Genomic DNA, 18,743 nt, shown 5'->3' with positions numbered 1-18,743 from the left:
AGCGAGGATGAGAATTGCCAAGGCCCTCGTTCCCGCACCGGCCGAAGGCACTTCTCAAGTGAGCAGGCGAATCGGTTCCTGCCGACAAAAACCTGCTCGACCTCGCGCTCGCGGTTGCTCTGGGCGGGGACTGCCCGGCGTACATGGCGACACTGCGGGCCGACGGCATGTTCGGGCCGGTCGCTTCCGACCCGGCCGTCTCCCGCCTCGTCGACATGCGCGCCGCGGCAGGTCTCCGCGCGCTCGCGGCCGTGCGTCAGGCTCGGGTGTCGATGTGATGCCTCACAGCCGCCGGACGCGCAGCACGCTGGTCAGCATCGGGAGAGTGAACTCGCCGCGGGCGGTCTCCGGTCTACTCGCGAGGAAGGCGCGGATCCGCCCCAGCGTGGCCTCTTGTTCCTGTTGCGGCATGACCAGAACCCCCGCGCGCGTCGCGATGGTCGCGACGAGAGAGTCGGCGGTGCGGCGCTGCCCGTGCGGGAACTCGGCCTGTTCCGGCGAGCCGAACCGGGCCGCCACGCCAGTCTTGGGAACGTGCATGTCGGCCGTCTCCGTACGCCAGCTGGTGGGCGTGTCACGCGGGCCGATGGCCGCGCTCCCGCTGACCCGCGCGAGCCCGGCAACCCAGTCGACCTGGTCGTCCATGACGTTCCACAGGCCGGCCAGGATGCCGCCGGGTGCGAGGACCCTGGCGATCTCGGGTCCCGCGACGGCCATGTCGAACCAGTGCATGGCGTTGCCGGCCAGCACGGCATCGACGGACGCGTCCGGCAGCGGTATCGCCTCGGCGCTGCCCGGCAGGGCGCGGACAGCCGGCAGCGAGCGGCGCAGCTCGATCAGCATCTCCGGGTCGGGCTCGACCGCGATGACTTCGGCGCCCAGCGCGACCAGCGTGGCGGTCAGCTTGCCGGTTCCGGCGCCGAGGTCGAGCACCCGCGGGCCCGGCGCGGGCTCAAGCACCCAGCGCACCGCGGTCTGAGCGTAGTCCGGACGGTGCTCGGCGTAGGCGACCGCCGCCGCGCCGAACGACGAGGCGTGAAGCAGCCGTTCATCCTGGTCCATGCGGTGACGCTATCGGTGGTGCCGGCGGTCGGCTACCCCGTCTCCCCACCTCGGCGACGGCCACCCGACAGCGCTACGAGGCTAAAGGAGCATGCGGGCGGACTGGTCCACGAGGTGCCGCAGCACAGGCACATAGGCTTCGTCGCCGCCCAGTTCGTCCAGGATGCGGTGAGCTTCGGCGCGGAACTCGTCGATGTCCTTCTCGTACCGGCCAAGAACGGCGGGCGCGAGAAGGACGTCGGTGAGTTCCGCTCGGGATCGCGCGGAATTCCGCGCGGCGGCTTGCAGCCCCAGGACACGCTCCGTGGACTCGGGGGCCGCCTCCTCAAGGGCGCACGCGAGCAAATACGTGACGGTGCCGTTCAGGAGGTCTTCGTTGCGGCCGGACAGGATGTCTTCCTGGTCGTTGAATATCTGCCACAGAATGCCGAAGACATTGCCAAACTCGCGCCAGAGCTCCACTCTCCCCTTCTCCACACCCGCCAGTTCGGCGGCCATCGCCGTGACCATGCTGAAGGGTGCGCCGGATTTCCCTCTGTACGCCGTGACCACCGACTCGCGCGTGGCGGCGCCCGCGTCTCCGCGAAGGTCACTCAGCTGCCCTTCGGTCGCCACGATCCAGCACGTCACGATCTCGGCGGACAGAGCGCCGCGCACCGCCTCGGGAATCCGCTGCGACTGAACGACGAGAAGCGGGAGCGGGGTTCCGCTGATGACCGCCGCGAGCTGCGCCTCACTCTCGCTGAGGTCACCGGCGACGAACGCGCCCTGCCCGTCGGCCAGGTCGTCGAGGTAGCACGCGGAGGTCCACCACAGTTCATGGACGACAGCCAGGGGAACAGCCGGTTCGGGCGCGCCGGTCTCGACGGCGTGGACGATCATCGGGAGCACCGACAGGGGGTACTTGAACGTGCGATGCTCCAGCAGTGAGGCGACCGCCGCCCGGAGCGATGTCGCCGACGGACCGAGTCGGTCGAGAGCGGATTCCGTCTCCGCCTCGATGTCCGCGGACATCCGGCGATGCAGATCCACGTACGTCATCGCCTTCACGTAGCCCCACCCCGCCGTCGAGATCGATCGAGCACCGATTCGATCATTCCGGATGGACAGGAGCCAGAGCGGCTTTCGGCCGTGGCCGGTTCCTTTCCCGGAGCCGGTTCAGCGGCAGCGGGACCGTAGATGCCGAGGGCACAGAAACAAACCGCGCGGGCCGCGGGCCACCGGCGGTGAACCCCGCCATACTGACCATCGTGCGAGTAGCGATCATGACCGCGGGATCGCGGGGCGATGTGGCGCCGTACACCGGACTCGGGCATGGCCTGGTGCGTGCCGGGCACCAGGTCACCCTGGTGACACATGGGTGCTTCGAGCCGCTGGTGGCCGGTTCGGGCGTGGGGTTTCACGCGCTGCCCGTGGATCCCCGGGCGGAGCTGGAGTCCGCGCGGGGACAGGGGCTGCACCGCAGCACCACCGGCGCCGGGAAACTCATCCGCGTCGTCGAGACGGCGCGTGCGCTCGTCGGGCAGATGACCGACGACCTGATCGAGGCCGCCCAGACTAGTGACGTACTCCTGTTGTCGAGTTCCCTGGGGCCGCTCGGGCACGCCGTCGCCGAAGGGCTGTCGCTGCCCAGCATGGGTGTCTACCTCCAACCACTGGCCCCCACAAGGGAGTTCGCACCTCCGGTGACCGGGGTCCGCTCCTGGGGGCCCGCCGTGAACCGGGCGGCCGGGTACGGCGTGAACATGGCCGTCGAGCGAGTGTTCGCCGGCACCGTGCGCACGCTGCGGGCCCGGCTCGGTCTGCCGCGTATCGGCCCCGGCGACACGCGACGCGCCCGCGAGCGGCAGGGCTGGCCCGTGCACCACGGTTTCAGTCCCCTGGTGGTGCGGCGGCCCCGCGACTGGCGTCCCGGGCTCGACGTGACCGGATACTGGTGGCCGTACGACGCCGAGCACGCCCAGCTGCCCTCCCCACTGCGGGACTTCCTGGACGCCGGTCCTCCTCCGGTCTTCGTGGGCCTGGGCAGCGCCACCGTGCCCGATCCCGAGCGGCTGAGCAACGAGGTCGTACGCGGCCTGCGGGCGGCCGGGCTGCGCGGGGTGATCCAGCGGGGGTGGGGCGAGCTGCGCGCCAGCGGTGACGACATGTTCACCGTCGGGGAGGTGCCGCACTCCGTGCTCTTTCCCCGGATGGCCGCGGTGGTCCATCACGCGGGGGCCGGCACGACGGCGGCCGGGCTGCGTGCCGGGGTCCCGGCCGTGCCCGTGCCGATCCAGTTCGACGAGGGGTTCTGGGCCAACCGCCTGGTCTCCCTCGGGGTGTCTCCGGGGGTGGTACCGCTGCGGGGGCTCCGGGCGGCGCGGCTGGCGTCGGCGCTCGTGCGGGCGACGGGGGAACCGTCGTATCGGCGGCGTGCCGAGGATTTGGCGGGGCGGATTCGTGCGGAGGACGGGGTGGGGCCGGTTGCCACGGCGCTCGGCCGACTGGCGGGTCCACCGCCGTGACGGTTTCGCCCCCGCCGCCCCTACCCGTCCCATCCCTGGGGGCTCCGCCCCCAGACCCCCCTAAAAGATTGCGCAGTTCCCCGCGCCCCTTTTAGGGGCGCGGGGAACTGCGCAATCCTTTGGACCAGCCCCCACCCACCCGCAGCCGACACACAACCGAACGGGGTCGAAGGGGCAGAGCCCCTGGGGATGGGACGGGTAGGGGCGGCGGGGGCGATGTCAGCCCGCCCCGCCCCACCCCGCCGGTCTCAGAATCCCCAGCAACTGCCGGACCAGCTCCTCCACCGCCTCGTCGAGCGTCGCGTCCACCCAGCCCGCGCTCCAGTCGTGCAGAAGCCCGTTGACACTGCCGATGAAGGCGGTCGCGGCGATCCGGTAGTCGCGCGGTGCCGCTTCGCCACGTGCGGCGGCAGCCGCTGCCGCGGCGCAGATGAAGTCCACCCAGCGGGCGCGGCGGGCGAGTCGCTGTTCCTCCAACCGGGGGCTCACGCCGATGATTTCGACGAAGGTGATGCGGATCCGGCGCGGATCACTCGTCACGTTGGCGGCGTAGGCGCGGAAGATCGCGGTGGCACGCTCGGCGAGCGGCAACTCCTCCGCATCGGCGAGCGCCGCCAGCGCGGCCTCCTCGGCCCAGTCGTTGACCTGGAGGTGCAGAGCGGCCAGGACGTCTTCGAGGGTGCGGAACTCCTCGTAGAACTGCCGTGTCGACAGCCCCGCCGCCTCGCTCAGCGCCGCGACGGTCGTGGACCGGAAGCCCGGGCTGTCGCCGAACAGCTGGAGCGCGGCCTCCAGGAAACGTCGGCGCCGCTCGGCCTGCCGCTCCTCGGCGGTCCTGCCCCCGTAACGGCCGGTCGGCTGTTTGAGCCTGCCCGCCACGCGTTCCTCCCTCGCCGTTTTGACGAACCACCGTTCGACCCTCCGACGATTTTGTCGTGTACGGACCCTTGTGGAGAGGTGGGTCCCCTCCTTACTTTCCAGTAAGTCAACTCTGAACGCGGGCGTGTTCAGATTTTCCCTTGTCATGCCCCCGCCACCCGCACTCCCCACGACGACAAGGACCCACCATGTCTGCCCTCAGGCCCAGACACCTCTGTTCCCTCACCGCAGTCCTCGCCCTCACCCTCGGTGGCACCGCCACCGCCGCCACCGCGCAGGCCTCCGCCACCGATCTGCGCGAGGTGATGTTCGTGGGCAACAACTGGGAGGGCACCGCGGACGTCATCAAGTCCACCGGCGACTTCGCGAAGGTCGGCCGGATCAACGTCATCCCGGACAAGGACGAACGGATGGCCGCGATCAACGCCGATCCGATCAAGTGGGCCTACTTCATGGCCATTCGCAACGGCGTCGGCGAAGGCCACGACCAGTTCGTCGACGACATGTACTCCACACCCGACGGCAAGTCCGTGGTCGTCTCCCGTCCGAGTTTCGCGGACGTCGTCTCGATCAACCTAGCCACCGGGGCCATCAACTGGCGCTTCCCGGTGTCCGGTTACCGCTCCGACCACATGGCCGTCTCCCCCGACGGCACCCGCGTCGCGGTCTCGGCGTCGACCGCGAACACCGTGCACGTCCTGGACATCAGCACCGGCAAGCAGCTCGGCTCCTTCGCCACCGGCGACAAGCCGCACGAGAACATCTTCACCCACGACGGCAAGTACATCTGGAACATGGCGATCGGTGACGTCAACACCGCTCTCGACGACCCGTGGCTGGACTGGACGAAGGGCGACCGGCACATCACGGTCGTCGACGCCACCACGTACAAGCAGGTCAAGGTCATCGACATGCGTGAGCGGCTGGACGCGATCGGCCTCAAGGACTTCTCCGACGCGGTCCGGCCCGCGGTCTTCTCCCCCGACGAGTCCAAGCTCTACTTCCAGGTCTCCTTCTTCAACGGCTTCCTGGAGTACGACGTCGCCTCCGACAAGATCACCCGGGTCAAGACGCTGCCGATGAACCCGGCGACCAGCACCGACCGCACCACCTGGGTCAACGACTCCCGCCACCACGGCATTTCGATGAACCCCGCCGGCACCAAGCTGTGCGTCGCGGGAACGATGGACGACTACGCGACCGTCGTCGACCGGGCGACCCTCCAGGAGGGCCCGCTCGTCACCGCCTCCAAGCCGTACTGGGCGACCGTCAGCGGTGACGGCAAGGACTGCGTCATCTCCGAGAGCGGCGCCGACCAGGTCACCGCCATCGACTTCGCCACAGGGCAGAAGACGGTGTCGGTGCCGGTCGGCGACCACCCCCAGCGTGTTCGCCTCGGCCATGTGGAGGCGAACTGGTCGGGCCCGTCGGCTAGTTGACCGCCGTCGCGGCCCATGACGCCAGTTCGGTCCGGGCCGCGCTCAGCAGGTCCGCGGACGGAGCCGTCGCCCCGTTCGTGACCAGCGCGTAGTGCAGTGTGCCCGAGCCGGGTGCGGTGAGCAGCAGCCGGCGGCTGCCGGTGCCGCCCGGCTCGGGGGCCACGGCGATCGGGGTCGTCGTCGTGTACGACGGCGGCCCGAACGACGTGCCCAGGTCGGAGACCACGGTCGTGGCCGAGGTCGGGAAGGAAGCCGGCAGATGGAGTTCCGTGGGGACGGTGCTCCCGCTGGAACGCCAGAGCAGCAGCCCGTACTGGCCGGAGCCCACGAGCTGGGAGACATGCGGCAGGGACGACGGAACCGGGTTCCAGGTCAGGGTGGTGGAGCCGTCCCGGGAGCGGTCCTCGTAGGTGAAGGCGACCGTGGTTCCCGCGGTGGCGCTGGGGTAGAGGCGGTCCAGGAGGCGGGTGTCCTGGCGCAGGACGGCCGTGCCCGAGTCGTCCAGGCGTACGGCGGAGAGGTCCTCGTCGTTCCAGGCGTCGCCGGTGGTCAGGACCTTGTCGGGGTTGTTGTTCATCAGCTCGTGATGGCGGCCGTTGTAGATGTCCCACTGCCACTGGGTTCCGGAGAGGACCGGCCCTGACGACGCCGGTTTCGTCCACCAGGTGGAGCCCGGCAGGCGGGAGTCGAGGGCCTGGTACATCGCCTTGACGACCGTCGGGGCCTTGTCCGAGACGGATCCGCTGAGCGGGTGGCCGAATTCGCTGACGATCGCCGTCGTGCCCGCGGCCGAGGCCCGGTCACGTACCGTCCCGAAGTCGGTGGCGTACTGGCCGTCCCCCGCCTTGCCCCACATGAGGATGCCGGAGATGGCCTTCTGGTCGTAGAAGTGGGTGTTGAACACATAGCGCGGGCCCAGCGTTCCCGCGTCCAGCAGGCCGCCCTCCTGCTTCTGGGAGTCGATGTTGGCGTTCCAGAAGAGGTTCGGTTCGGCGAAGAGGGGCTTGTCCTGCCAGCCCGCCGCGTCCATGCGGGCCCGGAACTTCACATAGAAGGGCCAGAGGACGTCTCGCTCCCAGGTGCGGCTGGTCTGCCCGGAGTCGTAGGTGCCCGCGTACGGCTCGTTGAACGGGTCGAAGCCGACGACGCCCGCGAATTCGGCGGTGGTGAGGTGCTGTCTGACGTAGGCCATGGTGGCCTGGGCCGTGGTGAGGAAGGCGTCCTGGAGCGTGTACGTGTTGTGCCAGAAGTCGTACGACGCCTGTTTCACGGCCCCGTTCTGGGTAATGTTCTGGCCCCAGAAGAGGCAGATCCCGCACGATTCCTGGGGGTAATTGCCCGCGTCCACGGCCCACTTGGGGGCGCCGTCGCCGCTGTACCAGCTGCCCGTGTTGAAGAGATAGCGGGAGTAGAGGTCCTGGTGGAAGTCGGGGTAGACGCGGATTCCCGCGTCGAGGAAGGCGCGTATCTGATCGGTGGCCGCGGCGAGATAGGTGGTGTCGACCTGACCCCGCGCGGGTTCGGCGTGCGCCCACGAGAGCAGGAAGCGCACGGAGTTGCCGCCGCCGAGGGCGCGTAGCGCGGTGGCGGACTTCTTGGCGTCGGCGACCGAGGCAAAGGGCAGTCCGCTGTTCTCCTCCAGCTTCGTTTCGCCGGAGACGTTGTAGCCGCGGAGCACGACCTCGCGGCCGAGACCGTCGGTGAAGTGGCCGTTCGCGACCGTGAGGGTGGCGGCCGCGGGTTCGTCGAACCAGAGGGAGTCGGGGAGTCCGTCCGCGGCGGCGGGCTGCGTGCCCGCCGCCGTGAGGAAGCCGGTGAGGAGTACGAGGACGCCGAGCAGACGCGCACGTAACTTCGACATGTTCACAACATGCGCCGCTGCCCCAGGGGCGTCAACACCCCTGACTCATGAGTAAGTTTCTCGTTTCACCGGCCTCGCGTCACCCACCGACCCGTCGCGTCACGTTCAGCAGGTACTCCTTCCGGTCGAGCGGGTTGAGGTCGGTCCGCGGCCGGTCCGGCACCGTGCCGCGGACGACCGAGGCGTAGTGGTCGAAGGCGCATTCCAGCTCGCCCTCTCCGCGTGTCAACCCCGGTAGCTGCTGCTCCAGTTCATGAACCTGGGCGACCGGGACGACACCCTCCAGCACGCACGCGTCGCCGCGCATCTCCGTGGTCTGCGGCACGGCGCGCTGTTTCGCCAGCACCGGCAGCACCGCCGCGAGCGTGTCCGCCGGAGCCTCCAGACGGAACCGGTGCATCGGCTCGTACACCTGACTGCCCGCCTCCCGCAGCGCGCTCATCAGCACCAGCGGTGTCAGCCCCCGGAAGTCGGCGCCCGTGCTGGACATGCTCTTGTCGAAGCCCTGATGGGCGTGGCTCTGCCGGGGTGAATAGCCGGAATGGGTCATGGTGACCGTGCAGTCCATGACCCGCCAGCCATGGATTCCCTGCTCCAGCGTCTCCTTCACGGTGTCTTCGACCGCCTTGAAGAACGCGTACGGCATCGCACCGAGTTCGACCTCCAGCCGGAATTCCACACCGGAATCGACCGGCGCCGGATCGATGCGCAGTCCGACCGTCGCAAGAAAGGGATTGGGGTCCTTTTTGTTGAACTCGACCGCCGTGCCGGTGCCCACGGGCCGTTCGATGCACAGGGGTGTCGTCTCGCGGAACATGACGTCGATACCGAATTCGTCCGCCAGCGTCGCCTGGATGACCTCCTTCTGCACCTCCCCGTAGAGCGATACGGAGGTCTCCTTGCGCACTTCGTCCTGCCGGAGATTGATCAGCGGGTCCTGTTCGGCGAGTTGCGTGAGCGCGAGATGCAGGGCGCCCTTGTCGGCCGTACGGCAGGGGGCGACGACGGTTTCGAGCGTCGGCGGGGAGAAGTAGTGCTCGTCCGCGCCGTGCCCGTCCGCCCGCGATTTCCGCGGTACGCCGATGGTGTCGCCGATGCGGATGTCGCCGAGCCCCCACAGCTTGCCGATGCGCCCCGCCGCCACGGCTCCGTCCCGGACGGCCGCCCCCTGGTCGAAGACGCTGATCGCGGTGACCTTCCCCTCCTCGCCGTCACGGAAGGTCAGCCGGTCGCGTGTGCGCAGGGTCCCGGAGAACATCCGCGCGTAGGCGATCTTCTCCCCCGCGGGTCCGCGCTCGACCTTGAAGACGGTGCCCGAGACCGGGCCGTCGACGTCGTCCTCGGCCGAGGGCAGCAACTCCTTGATCCCGGAGATCAGTTCGGTGATGCCCGCGCCCGTCATGGCCGAGCCGAAGTACACGGGGTGCACCAGGGCCTCCCCGGTCTGCCGTGCGAGAGCGGAGCGGAGTCGGTCGCGGGAGACACGGCCCTCGACGTACGCGGCCAACAGGTCGTCGTCGTGCTCGGCGAGCAGATCGAGGAGGGGCGCCTGGAGGCGGGCATCGTCGAACAGGGTGAAGTGGGCGTCGCGCGCGCCCGGTCCGGCCACCTCGCCCATCGGGACGATCGCCGGAGTCAGCCGCGCGGCGATGCTTTCCAGCACTCGCTCGCATTGCGCCCCACCACGGTCGATCTTGTTCACGAAGACGAGCGTGGGAATCCGCAGCCGCTGGAGCGTCCGCATCAGCACCCGGGTCTGCGCCTGGACACCCTCCACAGCCGAGACGACGAGCACGGCGCCGTCGAGCACGCTGAGCACGCGCTCCACCTCGGCGATGAAGTCCGGGTGGCCGGGGGTGTCGATCAGATTGACGGCGACGTCGTCGATCGCGAAGGAGACGACGGCGGATTTGATCGTGATACCGCGCTGTCGTTCCAGCGCGAGGGAATCGGTCTGGGTGTTTCCGTCGTCGACGCTGCCGATCTCGCCGATGACCCCGACCGTGTGCAGCAGCCGCTCGGTCAGGCTTGTCTTACCGGCGTCTACGTGCGCCAGAATTCCCAGGTTGAGCATATGCACCGGGCGTCATGTCCTTTGAAGTGGGAGTGATTCCTTCCTGGGTGGACATGAACGCTCTGCGCATTGCTGCTCCTCGATCTTGGTGGACGCGTCCCCGGTAGTGCAGCAGGCGGCGGCACACGACGGCAACGGATTAACGCTCAACAAATGCGTGCCGCAGCGCTCGCCCCCCTCGGCACTCAGCCTTAGAGTGACGCACGTCACGTAAAATGGCTGATACCCCTCACCTGGCTCTCTGGGAGGGCACATGACCCGCATATCGGTGAAGGTCGACGGCACCACCTACGAGGACGACGTCGAACCCCGCCTCCTCCTGGTCCACTACCTGCGAGACCGCCTGGGCCTGACCGGCACCCCGATCGGCTGCGACACCTCCAACTGCGGGGCCTGCACGGTCGACCTCGACGGAGAGAGCGTCAAGAGCTGCTCGGTCCTCGCCGTCCAGGCCGACGGGAGCGAAGTGACCACGGTCCAGGGCCTGGCCCAGGACGGGGAGTGGCACAGCCTGCAGAAGGCGTTCCACGATCACCACGCGCTGCAGTGCGGCTACTGCACCCCGGGGATGATCATGGCGGCCCGGGATCTGCTCCGGGAGAACCCGGAACCGGGTCCCCAGGACGTCCGGGAAGCCCTGGAGGGCAACCTCTGCCGGTGCACCGGCTACCAGAACATCGTGCGCGCGGTCCTCGCCGCCTCCGGGCAGGAGGCCACCCGATGAGCGACCAGGTCGTCGAGCGTGAGGTCGGCCGCTCCCGCCCCCGCAAGGAAGACGCCCGTCTCGTCACAGGCCAGACGAACTGGACGGACAACATCAACGTCAGCGGGCTGCTGCACATGGCGATCCTGCGCAGCCCCATGGCACACGCCCGGATCGACCGGGTGGACGTCTCCGCCGCACGCGAGCGGCCCGGTGTCGTCGCCGCCTTCAGCGGACGCGATCTCGCCGAGGGCCTCGGCTCGCTGCCCTGCGCCTGGCCGGTCACCGAGGACATCGTCCTGCCCGACCACCCGCCGATCGCGGTCGACGAGGTGCGGTACGCGGGCGATCCGGTGGCCGTGGTCGTGGCTCGCGACCGGTACGCGGCCGCCGACGCGCTGGAAGCCATCGAGGTCGACTACGAGCCCCTCCCCCCGGTGCTCGACCTGGAGGCCGCCCTCGCCGAGGACGCCCCGCTGGTCCACGCGGACAAGGGCACGAACCGCTGCTACGTCTGGCCTCTGGCCACCGGCGAGAGCTTCGACACGGCCCGGGAGCGGGCCGATGTCGTCCTCAAGCGCCGATACCTCCAGCAGCGGCTCATCCCCAACGCCATGGAGCCGCGCGCGGTGGTCGTCACGCCACTCGCCGCCTCCGGCGAGTACACCCTGTACTCGTCCACCCAGATCCCGCACATCCTGCGGATCATGCTCTCCATGGTCACCGGCATCCCGGAGCACAAGCTCCGGGTCATCGCCCCGGACGTGGGCGGCGGCTTCGGCTCCAAGCTCCAGGTGTACGGCGAGGAGGCCCTCGCTCTCACCGTGGCGAGGCGGCTGGGCCGCCCGGTGAAGTGGACCGAGTCACGCTCGGAGGGCTACCTCGCGACCCATCACGGCCGCGGCATGATCCAGGACATCGAGATCGCGGCCACCCGCGAGGGCAAGCTCCTCGGCCTCAAGGTCGACCTCCTCTCCGACATGGGCGCCTATCTGATGCTCGTCACGCCGGGCATCGCCGTCCTGGGCGCCTTCATGTACCCGGCGATCTACAAGATGGACGCGTACGAATTCACCTGCACCGGGGTTTTCACGACCAAGACGCCCACGGACGCCTACCGCGGCGCCGGACGCCCCGAGGCGACGTTCGCCATCGAACGGATCATGGACGAACTGGCCGTCGAACTCGGCCTGGATCCTGTCGAGTTGAGGCGCCGCAACTGGATCGGGCACGAAGAATTCCCGTACACGTCCATCGCGGGTCTGACATACGACAGCGGCAACTACGAGGCCGCCACGGACAAGGCGCTCGCACTCTTCGGGTACGACGAGCTCCGCTCCGAGCAGCAGAAGCGCAACGAACGCGGTGACGTCGTGCGCCTCGGCATCGGTGTGTCCACGTACACCGAGATGTGCGGGCTCGCGCCGAGCCGGGTGCTGCGGGATCTGCGGTACGCGGCCGGCGGCTGGGAGGCGGCGAGCATCCGCATGCTGCCGACCGGCAAGGTCGAGGTGGTCACCGGCACCAGCCCGCACGGGCAGGGGCATGTGACCTGCTGGAGCCAGATCGCCGCCGACGTACTGGGGGTGCCCTTCGAGGACGTCGAAGTGGTGCACGGCGACACCAGGGCGGCACCGCAGGGCATGGACACCTACGGCTCGCGGTCGCTGGTCGTCGGCGGGGCGGCCGTCCATCACGCCGCCCAGAAGGTGGTGGAGAAGGCACGGAAGGTGGCCGCGCATCTCCTCGAAGCCAACGAGCACGACCTGGAGTTCACGCACGGCGTCTTCTCCGTGAAGGGCTCGCCCGAGGCACGCAAGTCCATCCAGGAGATCGCCTTCGAGACGTTCTCCTCGCACGACCTGCCCGACGGCATGGAACCCACCATCAACGCCGAGCACCTGCTCGACCCGGAGAACTTCTCCTACCCGCACGGCACCCATCTGTGCGCCGTCGAGGTCGACACCGAGACCGGACGGACCACCATCCGCAAGTACGTCTGTGTCGACGACGTCGGCCGTGTCATCAACCCGATGATCGTCGAGGGACAGGTGCACGGCGGGGTCGCGCAGGGCATCGCGCAGGCCCTGTACGAGGAGGCGGTGTACGACGACGAGGGCAACCTGGTGTCGGGCACGATGGCCGACTATCTCGTGCCCTCGGCCGCCGATCTGCCCGAGTTCGTGACGGACCGGACGGAGACGCCGTCCACCTCGAATCCCTTGGGAGTCAAGGGTGTCGGCGAGGCGGGGACGATCGCCTCCACGCCCGCGGTCGTCAACGCGATCGTGGACGCGCTGCGCCCGCTGGGGGTGACCGAGGTGGCGATGCCCTGTACGCCACAGCGGGTCTGGGAGGCCCTTCAGTCCGCTCAGTCCGTGAAGGAGGCGTCGGCATGATTCCCCCGGCATTCGAGTACGCGAGGCCCTCAAGCATCGAGGAGGCCGTGCGCACCCTCGCGGACGCGGGCGAGGACGCGAAGGTGCTGGCCGGCGGGCAGAGCCTGCTGCCGCTGCTCCGGCTGCGGCTCGCCTTTCCCGAACTCGTCGTCGACGTCGGCCGGATCCCCGAACTGCGCGGGATCCGCGAGGACGAGGGCACGCTGATCATCGGCGCGATGACCTCGCACCACGACGTCATCGGCGACCCCCGGGTACGCCGGCACGCCGGGCTGCTCGCGGCGGCCACGGCCACGGTCGCCGATCCCGCCGTACGCCATCGCGGCACCCTCGGCGGATCGCTCGCGCACGCCGATCCGGCCGGCGACCTGCCCGCCGTGATCCTCGCGCTCAACGCGACACTGATCGCGGAGGGACCGGCGGGCCGGCGCGCCATCCCGGCCCGCGAGTTCTTCGTGGACTATCTGCAGACCGCGCTGCGGCCGGACGAACTGCTGGTGGAGGTGGAGATCCCGACGACGGACGACTGGGGCTTCCACTACGAGAAGTTCCAGCGGGTCGCGCAGGCCTGGGCGGTCGTCGGTGTCGCGGCGCTCGTGCGGCGCGACAACGGGCAGATCACCGAGGCACGGATCGGGCTGACGAACATGGGCTCGACACCGCTGCGGGCCGGGGCGACCGAAGAGGCGCTCGTGGGCGCCTCCGCGGAGGGTGTGGTGCGGCGCGCCGCCGAGGAGGCGGCGGACGGCACGCATCCGTCGTCCGATCCGTCGGCCTCGCCCGAATACCGCGCGCACCTCGCCCGGGTTCTCACGCGGCGGGCGGTCCTGTCCGCCGCCGGAATGGGGTGAGGAGCCCATCACCGGCATGGCGGTGGACGGCTTGAGCGGTCCGGAGGAGGTGCGGGCCCGCCTGGAGAAGACGGGGTATCTCGTCGACGAGGGACTGGCCGTGGCCTGCTTTCTGGCCCTGAGGCTGCACCGGCCGATCTTCTGCGAGGGCGACGCGGGCGTGGGCAAGACCGCGCTCGCGTCCGCCCTCGCCGAGGCGACCGGTGCCCCGCTGATCCGGCTGCAGTGCTACGAGGGCATCGACGCGTCCCAGGCCCTGTACGACTGGGACTTCCCGCGCCAGCTCCTGCACCTGCGGGCCGCCGAGGCGGCGGGCATCACCGACGCCGACCGGCTCGAAGGGGAGCTGTACGACCGGCGGTTCCTCATCACCCGGCCCCTCCTCCAGGCACTGGAGACCCAGCCGTCGGTGCTGCTCGTCGACGAAGTCGACCGCGCGGACGACGAGTTCGAGGCGTTCCTGCTGGAGCTGCTGTCGGAGTACTCCGTCACCATCCCCGAACTGGGCACGCTGCGGGCCGAGTCGCCGCCGGTCGTGGTCCTCACCTCCAACCGCACCCGCGAGGTGCACGACGCGCTGAAGCGACGCTGTCTCTACCACTGGTTCGACCACCCCGGGTTCGCCCGCGAACTCGCCATCGTGAGAGGGAGGTTGCCAGAGGTGACCGCCCGGCTCGCCGAGCAGGTCACCACGCTCGTCCAGGCCCTGCGCGCCGAGGACCTGCTCAAGCCGCCCGGGGTCGCGGAGACGATCGACTGGGCGGAGGCCCTGCACGCGCTGGGCGCCACCGAGGTGGACGCCGAACTGGCGGTCGCGACGCTGGGTTCGGTGCTGAAGTACCGGGAGGACGCGGAGCGGGCCCGCGGGCTCGATCTCTCGGCGATCCTCGCGGCGCGAGGGGTGTGAAAGGTGATGGGCGTCGACGCGTCCGCCGTGGTCGTCGGTTTCGCCCGTGCGCTGCGCGCGGCCGGTGTCGACGCGGGGCCCGACCGTGTCCAGGCCTTCCTCGGCGCGCTCACTCTCCTCGAACCGGGCCTGCGCTCCGACGTGTACTGGGCCGGGCGGCTCACACTGTGCGGAAGCCGGGACGATCTGGAGCGGTACGAGCGGGTCTTCGCCGCGTACTTCGGCGCGCAGGGCGACGGGGTGCCGAAAGGGGCTGCTCCCGCGCCCCGGCTGCGCCTGCTCGTCCGCGATCCCGGTTCCGCTCCGCGCACGGCGACGCGGGCCACGGAGGACGGCGTACCGACACCGGTGCTGGCCGACTCCACCGACGTACTGCGCCACCGGGACTTCGCCGGGCTCACGGCGGCCGAGCGGGAGCAACTGCGGCGGCTGCTGGCCGCGTTCCGCCTGCGCGGCGAGGTACGGCGCTCCGCGCGGCGGCACCCGGCCCGGCGCGGAAGCGTCGATCCGCGGCGTACCGTACGGGAGTTGCTGCGGCGGGGCGGTGAGCCGGCCCGGCTGCGGCGGCACGCCCGGGCCGAGCGCCCGCGCCAGGTCGTGCTGCTCGTGGATGTGAGCGGCTCGATGGCCCCGTACGCGGACGCGCTGCTGCGGTTCGCGCACGCGGCCTCGCACGGCACCCGTACGGAGGTGTTCACGATCGGCACCCGGCTCACCCGGGTGACCCGCGAGCTCGCGCACCGCGACCCCGACACGGCGATGGCGGCACTCTCGGCGGCGGTCCCGGACTGGCGCGGCGGCACCCGGCTCGGCGAGATGCTGCGGGCCTTCCTGGACCGCTGGGGCCGACGGGGCATGGCGCGCGGCGCGGTCGTGGTGCTGCTCTCGGACGGCTGGGAGCGTGGCGATCCTGCCCTGCTCGCGGCCCAGATGCGACGCTTGCACCGGCTCGCGCACCGGGTGATCTGGGCGAATCCGCGCAAGGCCCGTCCCGGCTACGCGCCCCTGGCCGGCGGGATGGCGGCGGCGCTGCCGAGCGTGGACGCGTTCGTCGAGGGGCACAGCCTGGCCGCGCTGGAGCGTCTGGCGGCGGTGGTGAGAGGAGCGGACCCTTGAAAAGAGACGCACTCCACGGTGAAGGGAGCGGGCGATGCGTGACATCCTCCCGGCGCTGAACGAGTGGTACGCGGCGGGGTCCCCGTTCGGGCTTGCCACAGTGGTCTCGGTCAGCCGCAGCGCGCCGCGCGAACCGGGCGCGGCCATGGCCGTCGGCCCCGGCGACGAGGTCGTGGGCAGCGTGTCCGGCGGCTGCGTGGAGGGCGCGGTCTTCGAGCTGGCCCAGGAGGTCGTGGAGTCCGGCGAGGCTCGGCTGGAGACCTTCGGGTACAGCGACGAGGACGCGTTCGCCGTCGGGCTCACCTGCGGCGGCGAGATCACCCTGCTCGTCCGCCGGGTGTCCCCCGCCGACGACCCGGCCTTCGGGGCGGTGGCCGAGTCGGTGAGCGCGGGCCGGCCGGTGACCGTGGCGACGGTGATCGACGGGCCCGTCCCGCTCGGGGCCACGCTCGCCGTGTGGCCGGACGAGGAGTCGGGGCCCCCGGGCGGGGTGTCGGGCTCCCTCGGGTCGACGGGTCTGGACGTGGCCGTCACGGCCGACGCGCGCGGCGAACTGGCCCAGGGCGCCACGATCCGGCGGCACTACGGCCCGCACGGCGAACGCCGCGAGGACGCCGTCACCGTCTTCCTCAACTCCTTCGCGCCACCGCCCCGCATGCTGGTGTTCGGCGCGATCGACTACGCGGCCGCGGTGGCCCGTATCGGCGCGTTCCTCGGCTACCGGGTCACGGTGTGCGACGCCCGCCCGGTCTTCGCCACGCCGAAACGGTTCCCGGAGGGCGTGGAGGTCGTCGTCGACTGGCCGCACCGCTATCTGAGCGGTACGACGACCGACGCGCGCACCGTGATCTGCGTCCTCACCCATGACCCGAAGTTCGACGTACCGCTGCTGGAGGAGGCGCTGCGTCGCCCGGCCGCGTACATCGGGGCGATGGGTAGCCGTCGTACGCACGACGACCGGATGAAGCGGCTTGCCGAGGCCGGTCTGTCGGAACGCGACCTGTCCCGGCTGCGCTCACCCGTCGGGCTCGACCTCGGGGCGCGTACGCCCGAGGAGGTGGCCGTGTCCGTCGCCGCGGAGATCGTCGCGCTGCGGTGGGGCGGCAGCGGTGCGCCCCTGACGGCGACGGGCGGGGCGATTCATCCGAGGTAGCGCGGTCCAGGACCGTCCGAGAAGGCTCCGTCCAGCCCGTCCAGCCCGTCCAGGAGGAGAAAATGGATCTGCACCACGAGTTCACGGTCCCCGTCCCGGTCCAGGACGCCTGGCGAGTGCTCCTCGACATCGAGCGGATCGCCCCGTGCATGCCGGGCGCGATGGTGGAGGACTACGACGGCAAGACCGTGACCGGCTCGGTGAAGGTGAAGGTCGGCCCGATCACACTGACCTACCGGGGCACCGCCGTCTTCGAGGAGCAGGACGAGGCCGCGCACCGCATGGTGCTGACCGCGAGCGGCAAGGAGGCGCGCGGCCAGGGCACCGCACGGGCCAGGGTCACGGGCACGCTCAGCGAACGCGACGGCGGCACGGCCGTCTCGGTGCGGACCGATCTGACGGTGACGGGGCGCCCTGCACAGTTCGGTCGCGGCGTGATGGCGGAGGTGGGCGACAAGCTGGTCGGCCGGTTCGCGGCCTGCCTCTCCGAGCGCCTCGAAGAATCCGGCCCACTCGAAGACGCTGGACGCCTCGAAGACCCTGGGCGACTCGAAGCATCCGGCCGACTGGAGGCATCCGGCCGGCTTCAAGAGTCCGGCTGGCTTCAAGAGTCCGGCCGGCTTCAAGAGTCGGAGCTGCTCAACGAGCCGACGGTGGCGGTGCGTTCCGAGGCGGAGCCGATCGACCTGATCAGGACGGCCGGGATGCCGGTCGCCAAGCGGCTGGTGGCGGTGGTCGCCGCGGCCGTCGTGGCTGCGCTGGTGTTCGTGCGCGTACGACGCCGTCGGCGCCGCTGAGTCCGTCAGCCGGCCTCGTCGCGGTGATCGGCGATGACCTGCTCCAGATGGTGCAGCGCCGCGGTCACCCGCGCCGGGTCCTCCTGGAAGAACGGGTCGTCCGGCACGGGCAGGGATCCGGCGAGCGCCCAGCCGCGCCCCCGTGCCCAGGTCGCGTCGTCCAGTCCGACCGCGGTACGGAACACGCCGCGGGCCTCGGCGGGCAGGAACTTCCACGCGGGCAGCAGATCGACGGCGGGGTCGCCCACGGCGAGCGTCCCGAAGTCGATGACCGCGCTCAACCGGCCCTCGACGGCGAGGAGATTGCCGGTCGCCAGGTCGCCGTGGATCCACACCGGCGGCGCGTCCCAGGCGGGCGCCGCGAGCGCCGCTTCCCACACCTCCGTCACCACGTCGGTGTCGACCATGCCCTTGAGTGCCGCGATCTTGGGGCGGACTCGGGCCTCCGCGGCCAGGGAGTCCCGCTCGTCGCCCATGGGCACACCGCGGAACGCGTTGCTCGCCTCGGGGCCGGGACCGCCGGTGGGGTCGAGCTGGTGCAGCGCGGTGATGAACTCGGCGAGCTGCTCGGCCGTCCGGAGCGGATCCGTCAGTGTTTCGGTCGTCGCCGTCTCCCCCTCCAGCCATCGGTAGACGGACCAGGGGAACGGATAGCCCTCCCCCGGCTCCCCCTTCGCCAGCGGTTCGGAAACGGGCAGCGGCAGATGGGGCGCGAGACGCGGCAGCCACGTGTGCTCGCGTTCCACCTGGCCGGCCCAGTGGGAATAGCGCGGCAGACGTACCGACAGGTCGTCGCCCAGCCGGAAGGTGGCGTTGTCCATGCCCGACAACGGGACGGGTGAGAGGGGCAGTTCGGCCCAGTGGGGGAACTGCGCCGCCAGCAGACGGCGTACGAGATCGGCGTCGATCAACACGCCGTCCATCCCAGCCGCCGGGCGGTCGGCTGTCCACTGATTTCCGGTGCGGTCACCCGCCCCTCCGGTTCACGTGACGGC

15 protein-coding genes and 1 pseudogene are annotated in these 18,743 nt (G+C 70.4%); 10 read left to right on the top strand and 6 right to left on the bottom strand.

Translation table 11 applies throughout. From position 1 onward, the window contains the following. Nucleotides 1-86: 86 nt before the first annotated feature. A pseudogene (locus tag OG975_RS44280) lies at nucleotides 87-266 on the top strand (IS1380 family transposase); the annotation flags it as partial. 16 nt (nucleotides 267-282) lie between these two features. On the opposite strand, the gene OG975_RS44275 reads toward OG975_RS44280, so the two are convergent. Together OG975_RS44275 and OG975_RS44270 are read right to left on the bottom strand one after the other, a co-directional pair. Then, nucleotides 283-1,062 carry a class I SAM-dependent methyltransferase gene (locus OG975_RS44275; protein ID WP_406335362.1) on the bottom strand — a complete coding sequence of 260 codons (780 nt, stop codon included), beginning with the start codon at nucleotides 1,060-1,062 and terminating at the stop codon, nucleotides 283-285. Between the two features lie 81 nt (nucleotides 1,063-1,143). Beyond that, nucleotides 1,144-2,103, bottom strand: coding sequence for a polyprenyl synthetase family protein (locus OG975_RS44270; RefSeq protein WP_406336729.1), 960 nt, complete (start codon nucleotides 2,101-2,103; stop codon nucleotides 1,144-1,146). A gap of 224 nt (nucleotides 2,104-2,327) precedes the next feature. On the opposite strand from OG975_RS44270, the gene OG975_RS44265 reads away from it, so the two are divergent. Further along, nucleotides 2,328-3,569, top strand: a complete 1,242-nt coding sequence (locus OG975_RS44265) for a glycosyltransferase (RefSeq protein ID WP_406336727.1) — start codon at nucleotides 2,328-2,330, stop codon at nucleotides 3,567-3,569. 219 nt (nucleotides 3,570-3,788) lie between these two features. Here OG975_RS44265 and OG975_RS44260 read toward each other — a convergent pair whose 3' ends face one another. Further along, complete coding sequence (locus OG975_RS44260; RefSeq protein ID WP_327434130.1) at nucleotides 3,789-4,448, bottom strand: TetR/AcrR family transcriptional regulator; 660 nt, start codon at nucleotides 4,446-4,448, stop codon at nucleotides 3,789-3,791. A gap of 188 nt (nucleotides 4,449-4,636) precedes the next feature. On the opposite strand from OG975_RS44260, the gene OG975_RS44255 reads away from it, so the two are divergent. Beyond that, nucleotides 4,637-5,887, top strand: coding sequence for a YncE family protein (locus tag OG975_RS44255; protein ID WP_406335361.1), 1,251 nt, complete (start codon nucleotides 4,637-4,639; stop codon nucleotides 5,885-5,887). Here the strand turns inward: OG975_RS44255 and OG975_RS44250 are convergent. Together OG975_RS44250 and OG975_RS44245 are read right to left on the bottom strand one after the other, a co-directional pair. Then, nucleotides 5,880-7,748: a cellulase family glycosylhydrolase gene (locus OG975_RS44250; protein ID WP_406335360.1), complete on the bottom strand. Its 1,869-nt coding sequence runs from the start codon at nucleotides 7,746-7,748 to the stop codon at nucleotides 5,880-5,882. The genes OG975_RS44255 and OG975_RS44250 overlap by 8 nt on opposite strands. A gap of 79 nt (nucleotides 7,749-7,827) precedes the next feature. Beyond that, complete coding sequence (locus OG975_RS44245; RefSeq protein ID WP_406335359.1) at nucleotides 7,828-9,828, bottom strand: GTP-binding protein; 2,001 nt, start codon at nucleotides 9,826-9,828, stop codon at nucleotides 7,828-7,830. Between the two features lie 247 nt (nucleotides 9,829-10,075). Between OG975_RS44245 and OG975_RS44240 the strand changes: the two genes are divergently transcribed. From OG975_RS44240 to OG975_RS44210, 7 genes are all read left to right on the top strand, one after another. Next, complete coding sequence (locus OG975_RS44240; protein ID WP_406335358.1) at nucleotides 10,076-10,546, top strand: (2Fe-2S)-binding protein; 471 nt, start codon at nucleotides 10,076-10,078, stop codon at nucleotides 10,544-10,546. Further along, the gene (locus tag OG975_RS44235; protein ID WP_406335356.1) at nucleotides 10,543-12,924 is read left to right on the top strand and encodes a xanthine dehydrogenase family protein molybdopterin-binding subunit; all 2,382 of its coding nucleotides are present in this window, start codon (nucleotides 10,543-10,545) and stop codon (nucleotides 12,922-12,924) included. Before OG975_RS44240 ends, OG975_RS44235 begins: the two co-directional genes overlap by 4 nt. Further along, the gene (locus OG975_RS44230) at nucleotides 12,921-13,775 is read left to right on the top strand and encodes an FAD binding domain-containing protein (protein WP_406335355.1); all 855 of its coding nucleotides are present in this window, start codon (nucleotides 12,921-12,923) and stop codon (nucleotides 13,773-13,775) included. Before OG975_RS44235 ends, OG975_RS44230 begins: the two co-directional genes overlap by 4 nt. Nucleotides 13,776-13,791: 16 nt before the next feature. Further along, nucleotides 13,792-14,682, top strand: coding sequence for an AAA family ATPase (locus OG975_RS44225; protein WP_406335354.1), 891 nt, complete (start codon nucleotides 13,792-13,794; stop codon nucleotides 14,680-14,682). A 6-nt stretch (nucleotides 14,683-14,688) separates the two neighbouring features. Then, nucleotides 14,689-15,798 (top strand): vWA domain-containing protein, encoded by a 1,110-nt coding sequence (locus OG975_RS44220; protein WP_406335353.1) that lies wholly within the window; start codon nucleotides 14,689-14,691, stop codon nucleotides 15,796-15,798. A 34-nt stretch (nucleotides 15,799-15,832) separates the two neighbouring features. Then, on the top strand, nucleotides 15,833-16,951 hold the full coding sequence (locus OG975_RS44215) for an XdhC family protein (protein WP_406335352.1): 1,119 nt from the start codon (nucleotides 15,833-15,835) through the stop codon (nucleotides 16,949-16,951). Between the two features lie 62 nt (nucleotides 16,952-17,013). Then, nucleotides 17,014-17,748, top strand: a complete 735-nt coding sequence (locus tag OG975_RS44210; RefSeq protein WP_406335351.1) for an SRPBCC family protein — start codon at nucleotides 17,014-17,016, stop codon at nucleotides 17,746-17,748. A gap of 5 nt (nucleotides 17,749-17,753) precedes the next feature. Here the strand turns inward: OG975_RS44210 and OG975_RS44205 are convergent, their stop codons facing one another. Further along, a complete protein-coding gene (locus tag OG975_RS44205) occupies nucleotides 17,754-18,671 on the bottom strand; it encodes an aminoglycoside phosphotransferase family protein (RefSeq protein ID WP_406335349.1) in 918 nt (305 codons plus the stop codon). Nucleotides 18,672-18,743: the final 72 nt, after the last annotated feature.

Source organism: Streptomyces sp. NBC_00203 (genome assembly GCF_045206325.1).
Lineage (GTDB): Bacteria > Actinomycetota > Actinomycetes > Streptomycetales > Streptomycetaceae > Streptomyces > Streptomyces lutosisoli.
The sequence above is the reverse complement of the archived record's forward strand: the minus strand, read 5'-3'. Positions and strand labels throughout refer to the sequence as shown.